The following is a 16,537-nucleotide window of genomic DNA, read 5'->3' on the forward strand; positions in this document are numbered from 1 at the left end:
TTTGCTGTGTAACGTGCTTTTTCAGACATAGCGGTCTATGCCGTAGAAGCAGTGTATTTTAAGTCAAAGTAATAGGAATTTCAAGCGTAGAGCAAATAATCGATAATTTAAAAACGTTTTATCTTTACGGTACAGTCCCTTGCTTTTGGAATGCTTGATGAATAAGGTTGAACTAAATAATCAGTTAGGCCGTCTGAAAACTGAGCAGGCAGATTGTTTCATTTTTGTTGTGTTTGAAATGCAGGTGTAGGGAAATTCAGCTGAATCAAACATGAAACAGGCTGTTTATGCTAGAATCGTAACCTTATAAAAAATAAAAACAACGTCATTTTTAACTGAGATTATCCGATGAAAAAAGAACACATTATGCAAAACGCTCCATCAGGCCGCCATCGCCTCATTCATGCAAGCGTCGCTTCCGCTTTAGCGCTCATCAGCATTTCCGTTCAGGCAAATACGCAGCAATTTGCCCAAACTCCTTTTTACCTGCAAAACAAAACCGATGTCAGCGGCCAACCCAAAGTCAAACACAATATTATGTTTTTGATTGATGACTCGGGCAGTATGTTGGCTGATGCTAAGGGTGATTATCATGTTCGAGATGAGCATAAAAAAATCAATATTGCAAAATCGGCATTAAAGCAGGTTTTAGCGCAATATAAAGATCAGTTTAACTGGGGTTTGCAGACTTTGCACAATAATCCTCGGTATTGGAAATGGGATGAGAAAAAAAGGAAAGAGAATAATGCTATTTACGCATATGCAGAACTGCCTAGCCCTGACGATACCAAAGGCGATATGAAGGATACTGAAGGCTTTACGGATGGTTCCGCAGGTCGCAACTGGGAATATGTCAGTAAGAAGGTAGACGAGATGTTGGCTTATCAAGGTACGCCGACAACGCGCCGTTATTATGAAGTCGTCAAAAATTTCGTCATCCCCAATATCAAATATCGCTGCCAGAAATCTTATGTTGTTGTGGTATCTGATGGTGATGCCAATATGAGTTGTAGCAATCAGGGTGCCGGTGAGGATCCTCGCTTATCGCGCAATACCAGCTTCAACTACGATCGAGATTATTACTATTCAAACTACTACCGCGCCATCGAACATAGCGCGGATACACCTGCATACCAATATTTCGGGCCGTCTGCAGCGAAGGCTTATGACGATAAATATGGAAAAGGTGAATTTTTCAACGATGGTCGTGGTTTTAGTGGATATTTTGACCTGCCACTTTATCAATATGATGCCCATATCCCACCGCATGAAAAAAAAGTGATGTGCCAATATACCGATTATAAATTCGGGTATAGCAATTATTATCGTAGGAATATGTGGATAGGTAGTGGCGAAATCATTGTTCCTATTTGGGATAGAAACTATGGTAATGAGAAACGCGGTATGCGTTTCTTCAGTCAGACTTTGGCGGAAAAAGATATTAAAACTGCGGCAAAAGATGGTGTAGATGCTGCGGGTAAAAGCTGGGATGGTGATCCAAGCGATCCTAAAGGTGCGGATTATAGTAAGCAATTGGTTCAGACTTTTACTGTGGGCTTTGGTGAGGGAATCTCTAAAGTCGGGAGAGAGTATCTGGAAAAGGGTGCCAGTCGCCCAGACTGGTATTTTAATGCCGCAAAACCTGAAAAGTTGCTCGATGCTTTCAAAACTATCGTCGATAATATTGAAAATGACAGCAAGAATACGAAATTTGAAGGAGTATCCTCTACTGCGCCGGCAACGACCAGTATGGGTATTCCCGATATGGCGGCAACGGTTCATTTGAATACCGGCTCTTGGAGCAGTCAGTTACGGTTTTATAAATTAAACCGCGATGGTACGCCTATCAATACGACAAAGTTTGACCAGCCATCATTTAATAACCGTCTTACTTTGGTTAATGATGGCAGTAAGACCTATTTCATCGATAGAGCTGCAGATAATGCTTCAAACGCCGATTTTGGCATTTCAGACGGCAGTGCGAAAGATAAGTTGGAATGGAAAAATGCATTGCTGAAATGGACTGGCCGAGCAAGTAGTGATGAAACCATCAAAGCGGATGCAGAGACAAAAGGTTATAGCCAGTCTTATCGAATTCGTCCGACAGATTCTGCTGACGCAAGTAAAGATGAGCGCAATTTGGGCGATATTTTGGACGGTTCAGTTGCTTCGATTGGCGATAAGCGCGATAACCGTCAAGAGTTTTTGGTCGCTGCTGCCAATGACGGCATGGTACATATTTTCCGTAATGGTACGCCTAGCAATCCTTATGACTTGAAACTCAGCTATATTCCGGCAGGCATGGAGCGCGAGGACGATCAAGGTCAAGCGACAACTTTGGGCAAGGTTCTGAAAGATATTGCACGCGATGGTTACGGCTCTGGCACGCCGCACCGCTATATGGTCAATGGTGGTTTTGTTCTCCGTCAAACACCTGATAAACAAACCTTTATGTTTGGTGCGATGGGTCAGGGTGGACGCGGTGCGTATGCGTTGAATATTGGTGCTGTGGCGAACAGTGATCGTAGTGGTTGGAATACAACTGTACCTTTGTTTGAAACAGAAAAAGGCTCTGGCAATAAGCTGGGTTATACCATTGGTTCGACACAAATTGGCCGTGTCTCCATTAAACGCAATGCTACTCCGGTTAATCTGGAATCTGACGTGCGTTATGCAGGCTTCTTGGCCAGCGGCTACCGTACTGAAGATGTGAACAGTGCCGATAATGAAACGGCTTTGTATGTCTATGATATGACGGGTAAAGAGGCTGGGACGAAAGGTACGGGAAGCAATGTTTCCGACGCCGGTAAGCTCTTGGCTAAAATTCCTGCGCCGAATGGCAAAGGCGGCCTCTCTACTCCTACTTTGGTAGATACCGATTTTGACGGTATTGTTGATATTGCTTATGCAGGCGACCGTTACGGCAATATGTTCCGCTTTGACTTGAGTGGTGAAATTCCGTCCAAATGGTCTGTGCAAATGATTTTCCAAGGGTCGGGTAATCAACCGATTACGTCTGCGCCTGCGGTATCACGCCGCAGTAAAGATAAGTATGTCGTCATTTTTGGTACGGGTAGCGAGATTTATCAGAATGAATTGACCAATACCAATGGCCAAATTAATGCCGTTTACGGTATTTACGATGATGTATCTACTGATGCAGTTTTGGCGAAAAGTAGTGAGTTGGAACAGCAAACCAGAGAAATTGACGGCGAACACATTTACGTCAGCGACAATAAGGTTGGCGAAGGCAAAAAAGGCTGGAGTCTGAGTTTAGATCCGAATGAACGTGTGACTGTCAAACCGACGATGATTTTGCGTACAGCCGTTGTGACCATCCGCAAGTATGAAACCAAAACAATTCATACTGACTCTTCCAGTACCGATGTTTGTTTGCCGGACAGTACATCCACACAAACGACAGCGAAAACGATTATTCTGGGTGTAAATGCTGAAAATGGCGGTCGTTTGGGCTTGCGTGATGCGCGTATCTCCAGCAAGGATCGTACATTTATCAAACGTGAAAATAATGGTCAGATTTATTACGCCAACGGTATGACTTTTGATGGCGTTATCAACTTTACTTATATGAATTCCAGCAAAGCCGACGATTCTCCGGTAACTGCCGATGGCGATAGCGGCGGCACGGGTACGGATAAGGAGTTGAACGCTACGCCGAGCGTGCCAAACAATAAATGTTTTGCAACCAAAGGCGATCGCAGTCTCTTGTCTAACCAGCTGGTCAGCCTGGAAGTACAAGGCCGTACATGCGGACTCAAACGCATCAGCTGGCGTGAATTGTTCTTTTAATCGGTAAGGCTTGAATATCGAGGCCGTCTGAATTTTTCAGACGGCCTTTTCTGTTGAGTAGTCATAATTGAGAGATGCTGGATTAAAAAATGGAAAATCTTGTTTGTGGACAAAACAAGGTTTGATCAAATTGAAAGCTTGGATAGAGCCAAACGGCAAGCTTGGATAGAGCCAAACGGCAAGCTCTGGCCATTTCTTTTTCTGCTTTCTGTTATTGGGCTGAGAAGTTAAAAGGCCGTCTGAAAATATCTTTTCAGACGGCCTTTGATTTAAAGAGAACGAGTTAAGGAGCGCATTGTTAGATGCTGTTTTTAATGATTTTCCGCAGGGTGGACAGTTGTCGGCGGCTGACGGGCAACGGGGTCGGAATATCGAGAATTTTAGCGCCCCATGTGGATGCATATTCGTCGTTTTCGTCATCGTCCAGTCGAATCAGGCTGTCGAGGGTGTGGCGGAAGACGAGGGCATTGCGATGGATGCGGATGACTTTGTCGCCAAGCAACTCTTCCCAGTAAACTAGGGTCTTCGGTAATTCGTAGCTATGGCCGTCGCCGGTAAACAGATAGACGGTTTTGTGTTCCGCCATCAGGTAACGCGCCTGTTGCCATGGGATTTCAACCATGCGTTCGCGGTTGTACACTTTGAAATGGGTGAAGCTGTCTGCTTTTTCGCGGTTTTTCTCGATGATGCGGTCAAGCGCGGTTTGCAGGCGGGTCATTTTGATCGGTTTGAGCAGATAGTCTGCGGCAGCCAGCTCAAACGCGCGCAGGGCGTGTTCTTCGTAGGCTGTGGTGAATACAATTTCCGGCTGGCGTTTGGCGGTACGCTTAATGCGTTCGACAAACTCGAGACCGTCAATTTCCGGCATGCCGATGTCGGCAAATACGATGTCGACTTCGTGGACACTCAGCCACTCCAATGCTGGCATGGCATGGTGAAAGACGTTGAGCAGTACGACATTGCACTCTTCCAATAATACACGTAAGCGTTCTGCTGCTAATACTTCGTCTTCTACAATAATGGCACTTGGCATAGCGGTATTCTTTTTGTTGTATCGTGGGAGATCTGCCGCGCTTTGTCATCCTCAATAACGCGTCAGCCGTATGTTGTTACAACCTTGAAATTATCAGTTTGTGACAATTTTAGGAAATTTTTGAAATATACATGATTTTTTGCTTCTTGGGCATGGTTTGGGATGAATCGGAAGATTACTTACATAATTTTATGAAATATTGTAATACCTGGAGTAATTTTGTTGTAATCGTGCTAATTCAGTCCGTGATAATGGACGATTTTGGGATTTTGTCTATTTGCCAGTGCGCTACCGCCCAATCGAGCAATTCTTGCGGACGGTTCACAGCAGGTGCATTGGGTAGGTCGAGGTAGGTTAGGACTTGGCGGAGAAGCTGTTCTTTTTGATTCAAATTCAAAGCCGGGGCAAGGGTTTGTTTCGACCATTTTTGCCCTTGATTGTTGGTCAATAGGGGAAGGTGGGCGTAGGCCGGTGTGGGAATGCCGAGGCATTGTTGCAGATAGATTTGGCGTGGCGTGGAAACGAGCAAGTCCTGACCGCGGACAATATGCGTTATTCCTTGGTCGGCATCGTCGGCAACCACGGCAAGCTGATATGCCCAATAGCCGTCGGCACGAAGCAGGACGAAATCGCCGATATCGTGTGCTAGGTTTTGTGCGTAATGTCCGACAATGCCGTCTGAAAAACCGATTACGCGATCGGGCACTTGAATGCGCCATGCCGGCGTTTTGTTTTGCGTGTCGGGTCTTTGCTGAGGATTGCGGCAACGGCCGTTATACACAAATCCGTCTGCGCCATGTGTTGCCTCCGCCTGCCAGTCTTTGCGGCTGCAATAGCAGGGATACACCAGCCCGGCTGCTTTGAGGCGGTCGAGGGTGTCTTGATATAGGTCGTAACGGCGGCTTTGATAGGCGACTTCGCCATCCCACTCAAAGCCGAAAGCTTCAAGCGTGCGCAAAATGTCGGCAGCGGCGCCGGGCATTTCGCGCGGGGGGTCAAGGTCTTCAATGCGGACCAGCCATTTGCCCTGATGAGCGCGCGCATCGGCATAGGAGGCGACGGCGGTCAGTAGGGAGCCGATATGAAGCAGGCCGGTAGGGCTGGGGGCGAAACGTCCTATATACATGGCAGGGTGGTTTTTGTAGGGCAGGGGCAGTATGGCCTGCACGGTATTTAAATCGTGATAGAAAAGGGCGTGCCGTACACGCCCGAATTTGGGTTTCAGACGGCCTGAGACTTTTCAAAATGATTTAAGTTTCAATCGGCCGTCCGTTCAATCCGCTTAAGCCAAGGGAGCAAGCAGTTTGGCGAAAGCGTCTTCAAATTGTTTCAAACCGTCTTCCTGCAAACGAGTTGCCAAAGTTTCGACATCAATGCCGAGTTTCGCGGTTTCGGCAAGCTGCGCTTGGGCTTCGTCCGTGCCTTCGGTCAAAGTGGCTTTGGCGGTGCCGTGGTCGATAAAGGCTTTGAGTGTGGCATCGGGAACGGTGTTGACGGTATGGGCGCCAATCAGGCTGTCAACGTACAACGTGTCAGGATAGGCAGGGTTTTTCACGCCGGTAGATGCCCACAAAAGTTGTACGCGGTTGGCACCTTTTTCGGCAAGTGAGGCAAATTCGCTGCTGCCGAAGTATTGCGCCCAATCTTGATAGGCGGCTTTGGCAAGCGCAATGGCGACTTTGCCTTTGAGGTGGTCGGGCAGGGTAGCGTCCAACGCGGCATCGACACGGGAAATAAAGAAGCTGGCGACAACTTGGATATGGAAAACGTCGTGTCCTGCTTCCAAACGTTTGGCAATGCCGCGCGCGTAGGCCGCATAGGCTTTGAGGGTTTGGGCACGGGAGAAAAGCAGGGTCAGGTTGACGCTGATGCCGTCTGAAACGAGGGTTTCGAGTGCTTCGATGCCTTCGTCGGTTGCCGGTACTTTAATCATGGTATTTTTACGGCCGATGGCGGCGTGCAGGCGGCGCGCTTCTTCAACCGTGCCTTGTGCGTCTTTGGACAATTCAGGCGAAACTTCGAGGCTGACGAAGCCGGTTTTACCGCCGGTAGATTCGTGTTCGGCAAGACACACGTCGCAGGCGGCTTGCACATCGGCAACCGCCATGGTTTCGTAGCGTTGTTTCGGGGTCAGGTCTTGCTGTTTAAGCGCAGCTACTTCATCGGCGTACAGGGCATCTCCGGCAAAGGCTTTTTGGAAAATGGCGGGATTGGAAGTTACGCCACACACACCTTGTTTCAGCATTTCTGCCAATTCGCCGCTTTGTACCAGCGAACGGGAGAGATTGTCCAACCAGATTTGTTGTCCTAATGCTTTAACGTCCGATAAAATAGTCATCTCTGATTCCTTTTACATAATAGGTTTGTTTGTGAAGTGGCGGTAATGCTACGCCGATTCGATGAATTTGAACAGTTTACAGCCGATTAATTTGGGCAAAACAAACCTAAATTCAAGCACGAAAGGTGGCTTTGATGGCGGAAAACACACTTTATCTCGACTGGGCGCGCGATGTATTAGATACGGAAGCCGAAGGTTTGCGTGAAATTGCGGCGGCTTTGGACCATGATTTTGTCCGTGCGGCAGAAGCGTTGTTGCACTGCAAGGGCAGGGTCGTCATTACCGGCATGGGCAAGTCCGGACACATCGGCCGCAAAATGGCGGCGACCATGGCTTCCACCGGCACGCCTGCGTTTTTTGTTCATCCTGCCGAAGCGGCGCACGGCGATTTGGGCATGATTGTGGACCACGATGTCGTGGTTGCTATTTCCAATTCCGGCGAAAGCGATGAAATTGCGGCGATTATTCCGGCGTTGAAACGTAAAAACATCACGCTTATTTGTATTACTGCCCATCCGACTTCGACCATGGCGCGTCATGCCGATATTCATATTACCGCGGCGGTTTCCAAAGAGGCGTGCCCGCTCGGCCTTGCGCCGACTTCCAGTACGACTGCCGTAATGGCCTTGGGCGATGCGTTGGCGGTTGTCCTGCTGCGCGCACGCGCGTTTACGCCCGACGATTTTGCTTTAAGCCATCCGGCCGGTAGCCTGGGCAAACGCCTGCTTCTGCGCGTGGCGGATATTATGCACAAAGACGAAGCTCTGCCTGCCGTTTTGTTGGGTACGCCGTTGAAAGAAGCCATTGTCCGCATGAGTGAAAAAGGCTTGGGCATGTTGGCGGTAACCGATGCCGAAGGCCGTCTGAAAGGCGTATTTACTGATGGCGACTTGCGCCGTCTGTTTCAAGAACGCGACAGCTTTGCCGGGTTGAAAGTGGACGACATCATGCACGCTTCGCCGAAAACCATTTCAGCCGACCGCCTTGCCACCGAAGCTTTGAAAGCCATGCAAAGCGGCCATGTGAACGGTTTGCTGGTGGTCGAAGAAAACGGCGTACTGATTGGCGCGCTGAACATGCACGATTTATTGATGGCACGAATTGTCTGAATCGACGGCAAAAACGTTTTCAGACGGCCTTATGCTAGAATAGGCCGTCTGAAATAAGGAAACCTTATGCAAAACCTCTCTTCCGACCTGCAACAACGCGCTTTAGGTATCAAACTGCTGATACTGGATGTGGACGGCGTTTTGACCGACGGCCGCATTTTTATCCGTGACAACGGCGAAGAAATCAAATCGTTCCACACTTTGGACGGACACGGTTTGAAAATGCTTCAGGCCGGCGGTGTGCAAACTGCAATTATTACCGGCCGCGATGCGCCTTCCGTCGGTATCCGCGTGAAGCAGCTCGGTATCAACTATTACTTCAAAGGCATTCACGATAAACGTGCCGCCTACGCCCAATTGCGCGAACAGGCCGGTGTGGAGGAACATGAGTGCGCCTTTGTCGGCGACGATGTTGTCGATTTGCCTGTGATGGTGCGTTGCGGATTGGCGGTTGCCGTCCCTGAAGCGCATTGGTTTACTTTGCAATACGCCCATTATGTAACCCGACGTTCCGGCGGCGCAGGCGCAGTGCGTGAAGTGTGCGATTTGATTATGCAGGCGCAAGGTACGCTTGAACCTGCTTTGAAAGAGTATGTACGATGAAAATCAGATGGCGTTACGGAATCGCCTTTCCGCTGGTGTTGGCCGTTTCACTCGGCGCATTGGCGGCGTGGCTCGGCCGCATCAGCGAAGTGCAGGTCGAAGAAGTCGTCCTCAATCCGAATGAGCCTCAATATTCGATGAAAGGCATCAACGGCAAACGTTTTGACCAAGAAGGCCGTCTGAAAGAAAACCTGAGCGCGGCCGATGCCGTCCAATATCCGAATAGCGCGGACGTGCATTTGGACAAACCGCATCTTTCGTTTTACCGCGACGGCAGCCTGCTGTACGAAGTCGGCAGCGATAAGGCCGCGTACAATATTCAAAACAAAAAAGTCGTTTTTGAACAAAATGTCGTCTTAAACAAAGCGGCAGATGCCAAGCGTTTGGCCGGCATCGTCAAAACCGAACGTTTGAATGTCGATACCGAAGCGCAATACGCCCATACCGACAGCCCCGTTACTTTCCAATACGGACAGTCTAGCGGTCAGGCAAACGGCATGACTTATGATCACAAAACCGGTTTGCTGAATTTCCCTTCCAAAGTGAAAGCCACAATTTATGATACAAAAAATTTGTAAAACCTTAGCCCTTGTTGCCGTTTTTGCCGCCAGCCCGGCCTTTGCCCTGCAAAGCGACAGCAAGCAGCCGATTCAAATCGAAGCCGACCAAGGCTCGCTTGACCAAAACAACCAAAGCACCACCTTTTCCGGCAATGTCATCATCAAACAAGGCACGCTCAATATCCGTGCTGGCAGCGTAACCGTTTCACGTAACGACAAAAGCGAGCAGTTGATGAAAGCCACCGGCTCGCCCGTCAAATTCAGCCAAGAGTTGGACGGCGGCAAAGGCGTAGTCAACGGCCAAGCCAATACCGTCATGTATTCTTCCGCAGCCAACCTCGTTACTCTGTCCGGCAATGCCAAAGTACAGCGCGGCGGCGATGTGGCCGAAGGTGCGGTCATCACTTACAACACCAAAACCGAGGTTTACACCATCAACGGCAGCGCCAAATCCGGTGTGAAATCCGCCGCCAAATCCGGCCGCGTCAGCGTTGTTATCCAGCCGTCCAGTACGCAGAAAAACAAATAAGAAAACACACAAAAAGGCCGTCTGAAAAAGGTTCAGACGGCCTGAGGTCAATATCGAAAGTCAACAGAATATGAGCGCAAACAACAGCCGTCTTGTGGTTCAAAACCTGCAAAAAAGTTTCAAAAAACGCCAAGTCGTCAAAAGCTTCTCCCTTGAAATCGAAAGCGGCGAAGTCATCGGCCTGCTCGGCCCCAACGGCGCGGGTAAGACCACCAGCTTTTACATGATAGTCGGCCTGATTGCCGCCGATGCAGGCAGCGTAATGTTGGACGGCCAAGAGTTGCGCCACCTGCCCATTCACGAACGCGCCCGCCTCGGCGTCGGCTATCTGCCGCAGGAGGCCTCGATTTTCCGCAAAATGACCGTGGAACAAAATATCCGCGCCATTTTGGAAATCAGCATGAAAGACAAAAGCCGCATTGATGCCGAACTTGAAAAACTGTTGGCCGATTTGAACATTGAACGCCTGCGCAACAACCCTGCGCCGTCTTTGTCCGGTGGCGAACGCCGCCGTGTCGAAATCGCGCGCGTGTTGGCCATGCAGCCGCGTTTCATTTTGTTGGACGAACCTTTTGCCGGCGTTGACCCGATTGCCGTCATCGATATTCAGAAAATCATCGAGTTCCTCAAATCACGCGGTATCGGCGTATTGATTACCGACCACAACGTGCGCGAAACCCTCAGCATCTGCGACCGTGCCTACATCATCAGTGATGGTACGGTATTGGCTTCAGGCAAGCCGGATGATTTGGTCAACAATGAACAAGTCCGTTCGGTTTATTTGGGTGAAAACTTCAAATATTGAGTTTAGGCCGTCTGAAAAGGTGTATCTGTGTTGAAACGAATTTTTTTGTCTTCCTTTGCCGTTTTGGCAGCTACTGCCGTGCATGCCATGCCCGAACAGTCATGGCAGGATATGGGTGTGCGCTAAGGCGTGATAGATAAAAATGGCAAGCCGATAACCGGTATCGTAACGGCGACAGCTATCGTGGATAAAGAAGGTAAGCTGGGAAAAAGCCTCCATTGGGAAGTGGATGCGCTGGAATTGTTGAAACTTGCTCAAGAAGTAGGTTTGCCAAAACAAGTCGAGCCTTATAAAGAGTGTACTTATAATCAGAAAACCCAACAAACGGATTGTAAGACACTGGAAAGCCTTAAAAAATTCAGATTCTTTTATACTGTGCCAAATGGATTCAAAGAAGAGATAAAGACGAAACCTGTCCAAGTTGCTCCCCCACCTTATCCACAGCTTTCTACAGAGAATGGCGAGGAAGGGACTGTAGTATTAAATGTCTTTATCAATATAGATGGCAAAGCATTTGTATGGATACAAAAGAGTAGTGGGTCCCCGCGTTTAGATGCGGCAGGACGAAAAGCAGTTTTGAAGACAAAATTTCAACCCGCTACCTATCGCGGGAAGCCTGTTGCCATGGTTTTTGTTCTGCCTATTACGTTTGCTTTACCGTTAGAAACCATCTCTACTGTTGAATAATTCATTTATCGGTTGATAAAAGAATAATATATTGAAATAATCATCCAATATATAAACAATATATTTGATACTTTCAGACGGCCTGTATCTGACGGGCCGTCTGAAATCCATAAAGCACATTTACTATCAAACATTATGTCTTCACTCGTCCTTAAACTCAAACAGACCCAGCAGCTCAACCAGCGGCTGCAGCAGTCTTTGCGCATCTTGCAGATGTCGGGTCTTGAGCTTGAGCGCGAAGTGGAAGACTGGTTGTTGGACAATCCTCTGCTTGAGCGTCCGGAAACCGATGAGTTTGCCGATAGCGGGCTCAACCGTGCCGTCACCATGCCGCGTGCAGGTCAGCAGTTGAGCGGCGACGATGCCGAAGATATTTGGAGCAACATCGCCGAAGAAGAGGATTTCAAACACTATCTGCATGCCCAAGTGTGCGAGCATCCGCTCTCGCAAGTGGAAGCGGCCTATGTTCACGTCTTGATTGATTTTCTGAACGAACAAGGCTACCTCACCGACAGTCTCGAAGAAATCATCGACCACACGCCGTTAGAATGGATGCTGGACGAAGAGGTCCTGCAAAACGCGCTGGATGTATTGCAAACCTTTGATCCGCCCGGCGTGGCTGCGGCCGACTTGACCGAGTCGCTCATGCTGCAATTAATGCGTTTGCCGGCTTCTCCGGCTAGACAAATGGCCGCGCATTTGGTGCAAAGTTCGCTTCAAGACTTAGGCAAAAACCGCAAACAAAACGTTTTGCGTTTCCGCAAACTCTATCCCGATACCGACAGCGAAACCATAGAAGCCGCGCTCGATATGATTGCCGGGCTCAATCCCTATCCGGCCTACGGCTTTGCCTCCGCTACGCCCACGCCTTATATTCAGCCTGACGTTTGGGTCAAAGAGGGCAAGGACGGCTGGGAAGTCATCAGCAATGAGGCGGCTTGGCCGAAGCTGCGGCTGAATCAGGAGTATTGCGATCTGATGAAATCAGCGGAAGAGGGCGCACCGGAGTGGAAGGAAAAAATCAACGAGGCTAAGCAGCGCATTGATTCTTTGGAGCTGCGCAAAAGCACAGTCCTCCGCCTTGCCGAGTATATTGTCAAAAATCAGGAAGATTTTTTCATCTTCGGCGAAATTGGCCTGTCGCCCATGCTGATGAAAGATGCCGCCGCCGAATTGGGTTTGGCGGAAAGCACCATTTCGCGCGCCGCCAACCAGAAATATTTGTCTTGCCCGCGCGGCCTGTTTGCGTTACGCTATTTCTTCACACAGGCAGTCAATGCCGACGATGATGGCGAAGGGTTCAGCCAAGGCGCAATCAAAGCCGTATTAAGCCAGCTGATTGAAAGTGAAGACAGCAGCAAACCCTATTCGGACGAGGCCCTCGTCAAATTATTAAAACAACGCGGCATTGAAATTGCCAGACGTACAGTTGCTAAATATAGAGAATCATTAGACATCCCGCCGGCACACAAACGAAAATTTACCGAGTAGATATATTCCGATCCGTTTTGACGGACTAATCAACCGAAGGAGCTGTATCATGAATCTGAAAATCACCGGTCTGAATTTTGATGTTACCGAAGCCATCAAAAACTACGTTTCCGACAAGTTGGCACGAATCAGTCGCCACGCCGACAACATCATTTCCGTGACCATCACGCTCTCGGTGGAAAAAGTCAGCCAGAAAGCTGAAGCCGATGTGCATTTGGCAGGCAAAGATTTGCACGTTGAAGCGATTGAACAGGATATGTATGCCGCGATTGATGTTTTGATGGACAAGCTCGACCGTGCTGTTTTGAAACATAAAGAAAAAAGCGGCGATGTCCGCAGTACTGTCAAACCTGCTGCCGAATAAAGCTTTTGTATGATAAAGGCCGTCTGAACATTCAGACGGCCTTTTGTTTTTAAGGATTTAAAGAAGAGTTTAATTGTTTGCTTTTTCGCCACTCCACGGTGCCACTTTAAACAGCAACAACATACCCGGTATGCCCAAAGCGAAACACAGCCAGTAGAAATTGAAGTAACCCATCGCTTCAATCAGATAGCCTGCCGAAGCATTGATAAATGTACGGGGAACAGCTGACAGGCTGGTAAAGAGGGCCAATTGTGTGGCCGTGAAAGCAGGATTGGTTTCACGGGCCATATAGGCGACAAATGCCGCCGTACCCAAGCCTACACCTGCTGCTTCCGCACCAATCACGGCGGCAAGCATCATTTGTTCCGTCAGGGTAATGGTTTCAAATTTACCGAAACCCGCCAGCCAGGCAAAGCCTAGAATCGTTACCCATTGGGCTACGCCGAAAACCCACAAAGCCCTGTTGATACCGAGCTTTATCATCCAAATACCGCCTACAATACCGGCAATGACAGCAGGCCACAGGCCGGCATTTTTGGCAATGAGGCCGATGTCGGTTTTGCTGAAGCCCATGTCCAGATAAAACGGCGTTGCCAGGGAAGTCGCCATGCTGTCGCCCAGTTTGTAGAGAAAGATAAACAGCAATACCAATATGGCCTGTTTGATTCCTTTGCGGGAGAAGAACTCACTAAAAGGGTCGGAAACCGTTTGGGCAAATGTACGCGACACAGATGGTGGAATGTCAGGCTCTTTAGCTAAAAACAGGGTCATCAGCAGACCGGGCAGCATAAATAGTGCAGTAATGATGAATACGTTGTGCCAAGGCATCAAGTCGGCCAAAATCAAGCTGAGCGAACCAGGTACCAAAGCGGCGATACGGTAGGCATTGACGTGGATAGAGTTGCCCAAGCCTAATTCTTCATCTGACAAAATTTCGCGGCGAAATGCATCCAATACAATATCTTGGCTGGCAGAAAAAAAGGCGACCACCAACGATAAGCCCATAATTACATATAAATGCTGAGCAGGATTTAGGAAGGCGTAAATGAGCAAGGTCAGCAGCAAACCAATTTGCGTAACCAGCATCCAACCGCGTCGCCGTCCTAAAAAAGGTAATCTGACCAAATCAATGACGGGAGACCAGATAAATTTCCAAGTGAAAGGCAGCCCGATAAGTGCCATCAGGCCGATGGTTTTCAAATCAACATGTTCGCTGCGTAACCATGCTGGAATCAGGTTGATCAGAAAATAAAGCGGCAACCCCGAAGTGAAGCCTGTGAAAATGCAGATCAGCATTTTGCGCGAGAAAATTCGCTGCATAGTGCTGGTTTGGGGTGCGGTGGTCATAGTGGAATCAATAAAAAAGAAAAGGGATATTGTAGCAAAGATGGGGGATATGGCGAATGAACTTCTGTTATTTTTATAGAATAACAAGAGGCCGTCTGAAACTGAATGGATAAAGTTTCAGACGGCCTTTTGTTGGAACAAGCTGATAGGTTTTTGAAATGTCCGTAAGACAGGCAGATATGTTTGTTTTACGGATATTTTATTTTCGGACTGCCTTCGATGCTGCGTTGCAGTTGCGGTAGAAGGCAATCAGACCGTTGGTGGAGCTGTCGTGTGCCGGCGTGCCGCGTTCGAGTTCGGGTTCGATGGTTTTGGCCAGCTCTTTACCGTATTCCACGCCCCATTGGTCGAAGGGATTGATACGCCAAATCACACCCTGAACGAAGGTGCGATGTTCGTAGGCCGCCATCAGCATGCCGAGGTTGAAAGGCGTCAGGCTGTCGATAAGCAGGCTGTTGCTCGGGCGGTTGCCTGGGAATTCTTTTTGCGGTGCAAGACGGTCGCGTTCGTCTTGGGGCAGGGTGGCCAATTCGATTTGTACTTCGTCTAAGGTCTTGCCTTTCATCAGCGCTTCGGCTTGGGCGAAGGCATTGGCAACGGTAAAGCGGTGTTGGCGGTGGTTGCCGTAGATTGTGGTCATGGGGACGATGAAATCAACGGGAATCAGACGCGTACCTTGGTGTAGAAGCTGGAAGTAGGCATGTTGGCAGTTGACACCTTCATCACCAAAGACAATGCCGCCGGTGGTGCAGGAAACGGGTTGGCCGTCTGAAGTACGCTGTTTGCCGAGGCTTTCCATATCGAGCTGGTTGAGCCACGGGGTAAAGAGGCGCATGTTGTGGCTGTATGGGACAACGGTTTGGCCGTCTGAATGTTGGAAGTTGTTGTACCAAACGTTGATGAGCGCCATCAGGACGGGAATGTTGCGGCGGAATGGTGTCTCGAAGAAATGGGTATCCATCGCGTGCGCGCCGGCCAGCATTTTGCGGAACGCTTTTTCGCCGACGGCAACCATCAGTGGCAGGCCGATGGGCGACCAGACGGAATAGCGGCCGCCGACCCAGTCGGACATGGCGAAAACTTTGTCGGGGGAGATACCGAAGTTTTGGGCTGCGGCCACATCGGCGGAAATGGCGCAGAAGTGGCGGTAGATGCCGGAATCAGGCAAACCTGCATCACGGTACCAAGTACGCGCCGCATAGGCATTGAGCAGGGTTTCCGGTGTGCGGAATGATTTACTGGCAATGCTGAATACGGTGGTTTCGGGGTTGAGGCCGAGAAGGGTTTGGGTCAGGTCGGCATCATCGGAGTTGCTGACAAAGTGGACGCGGATGTTTTGCCAATAAGGCTGCAGCGCCTGTGTGGCCATGCGCGGGCCTAAATCGGAGCCGCCGATGCCGATGTGAACCAAATCGGTAATGGGTTTGCCGGTAATGCCTGCGTGGGTGCCGTCTAAAAGTTGGCGTGCGAATTCGAGGGTGCGGTTGAGTTCGTGATGAACTTTGGACACGATGTTTTCGCCGTCGACGTAAACAGGTTTGGCATTGGCAGGCAGACGTAGGGCAGTGTGGAGGACAGCACGGTGTTCGCTGGTGTTGATTTTTTCACCGCTGCTCATGGCCTGCATATATTGTGGCAAATCGGCCGCTTCGGCCAGTTGGCACAATAAATCAAGGGTGTTTTCATCTAGGCGGTTTTTGCTGTAATCAAATAACAAACCGTGCAGAATTTCGTGCATATTGTTGAAACGTTCGGCATCTGCGGCGAAGCGTTCGCGCAGGGTAACGTGTTGAGTATCGGCATGATGGGCTTCCAAAGCCTGCCATGCGTCTGAGTATATGGACATCTCGTTTCCTTAGTA

The 16,537-nt window shown here is 49.2% G+C and carries 14 protein-coding genes; 9 read left to right on the forward strand and 5 right to left on the reverse strand.

Annotated elements, in window-relative coordinates:
• The first annotated feature begins 348 nt into the window (after window positions 1-348).
• Window positions 349-3,810, forward strand: coding sequence for a PilC family type IV pilus tip adhesin (gene pilC / locus ACTHTY_RS05095; RefSeq protein ID WP_440366647.1), 3,462 nt, complete (start codon window positions 349-351; stop codon window positions 3,808-3,810).
• 298 nt (window positions 3,811-4,108) lie between these two features.
• Here the strand turns inward: pilC and ACTHTY_RS05100 are convergent, their stop codons facing one another.
• The 3 genes from ACTHTY_RS05100 to tal form a co-directional block, all read right to left on the reverse strand.
• A complete protein-coding gene (locus ACTHTY_RS05100) occupies window positions 4,109-4,843 on the reverse strand; it encodes a LytR/AlgR family response regulator transcription factor (protein WP_003686784.1) in 735 nt (244 codons plus the stop codon).
• Window positions 4,844-5,081: 238 nt separating this feature from the next.
• Window positions 5,082-5,969, reverse strand: a complete 888-nt coding sequence (gene gluQRS, locus ACTHTY_RS05105) for a tRNA glutamyl-Q(34) synthetase GluQRS (protein WP_440366689.1) — start codon at window positions 5,967-5,969, stop codon at window positions 5,082-5,084.
• 156 nt (window positions 5,970-6,125) lie between these two features.
• Window positions 6,126-7,181 (reverse strand): transaldolase, encoded by a 1,056-nt coding sequence (gene tal / locus ACTHTY_RS05110; RefSeq protein ID WP_440366648.1) that lies wholly within the window; start codon window positions 7,179-7,181, stop codon window positions 6,126-6,128.
• 134 nt (window positions 7,182-7,315) lie between these two features.
• Between tal and ACTHTY_RS05115 the strand changes: the two genes are divergently transcribed.
• The 8 genes from ACTHTY_RS05115 to hpf all read left to right on the forward strand — a co-directional run bounded on the left by ACTHTY_RS05115 (window position 7,316) and on the right by hpf (window position 13,329).
• On the forward strand, window positions 7,316-8,290 hold the full coding sequence (locus ACTHTY_RS05115) for a KpsF/GutQ family sugar-phosphate isomerase (protein ID WP_308882104.1): 975 nt from the start codon (window positions 7,316-7,318) through the stop codon (window positions 8,288-8,290).
• A 66-nt stretch (window positions 8,291-8,356) separates the two neighbouring features.
• Window positions 8,357-8,893 (forward strand): KdsC family phosphatase, encoded by a 537-nt coding sequence (locus ACTHTY_RS05120; RefSeq protein ID WP_063069321.1) that lies wholly within the window; start codon window positions 8,357-8,359, stop codon window positions 8,891-8,893.
• On the forward strand, window positions 8,890-9,471 hold the full coding sequence (lptC, locus tag ACTHTY_RS05125) for an LPS export ABC transporter periplasmic protein LptC (protein WP_440366649.1): 582 nt from the start codon (window positions 8,890-8,892) through the stop codon (window positions 9,469-9,471). Before ACTHTY_RS05120 ends, lptC begins: the two co-directional genes overlap by 4 nt.
• A complete protein-coding gene (gene lptA / locus ACTHTY_RS05130) occupies window positions 9,452-9,982 on the forward strand; it encodes a lipopolysaccharide transport periplasmic protein LptA (RefSeq protein ID WP_004518852.1) in 531 nt (176 codons plus the stop codon). Before lptC ends, lptA begins: the two co-directional genes overlap by 20 nt.
• Window positions 9,983-10,052: 70 nt before the next feature.
• Window positions 10,053-10,787 carry an LPS export ABC transporter ATP-binding protein gene (gene lptB / locus ACTHTY_RS05135; RefSeq protein ID WP_003679854.1) on the forward strand — a complete coding sequence of 245 codons (735 nt, stop codon included), beginning with the start codon at window positions 10,053-10,055 and terminating at the stop codon, window positions 10,785-10,787.
• 183 nt (window positions 10,788-10,970) lie between these two features.
• Complete coding sequence (locus ACTHTY_RS05140; protein WP_440366650.1) at window positions 10,971-11,474, forward strand: energy transducer TonB; 504 nt, start codon at window positions 10,971-10,973, stop codon at window positions 11,472-11,474.
• 135 nt (window positions 11,475-11,609) lie between these two features.
• Window positions 11,610-12,965 (forward strand): RNA polymerase factor sigma-54, encoded by a 1,356-nt coding sequence (gene rpoN, locus ACTHTY_RS05145; protein ID WP_440366651.1) that lies wholly within the window; start codon window positions 11,610-11,612, stop codon window positions 12,963-12,965.
• Between the two features lie 49 nt (window positions 12,966-13,014).
• On the forward strand, window positions 13,015-13,329 hold the full coding sequence (gene hpf, locus ACTHTY_RS05150; protein ID WP_004518850.1) for a ribosome hibernation-promoting factor, HPF/YfiA family: 315 nt from the start codon (window positions 13,015-13,017) through the stop codon (window positions 13,327-13,329).
• 69 nt (window positions 13,330-13,398) lie between these two features.
• On the opposite strand, the gene ACTHTY_RS05155 is transcribed toward hpf, so the two are convergent.
• Both ACTHTY_RS05155 and pgi read right to left on the reverse strand, forming a co-directional pair.
• The gene (locus ACTHTY_RS05155; RefSeq protein ID WP_440366690.1) at window positions 13,399-14,649 is read right to left on the reverse strand and encodes an AmpG family muropeptide MFS transporter; all 1,251 of its coding nucleotides are present in this window, start codon (window positions 14,647-14,649) and stop codon (window positions 13,399-13,401) included.
• Between the two features lie 226 nt (window positions 14,650-14,875).
• The gene (gene pgi / locus ACTHTY_RS05160) at window positions 14,876-16,522 is read right to left on the reverse strand and encodes a glucose-6-phosphate isomerase (RefSeq protein WP_440366652.1); all 1,647 of its coding nucleotides are present in this window, start codon (window positions 16,520-16,522) and stop codon (window positions 14,876-14,878) included.
• Window positions 16,523-16,537: the final 15 nt, after the last annotated feature.

It is taken from the genome of Neisseria sp. P0019.S002 (assembly GCF_051957155.1).
GTDB classification, from domain to species: Bacteria; Pseudomonadota; Gammaproteobacteria; order Burkholderiales; family Neisseriaceae; genus Neisseria; species Neisseria perflava.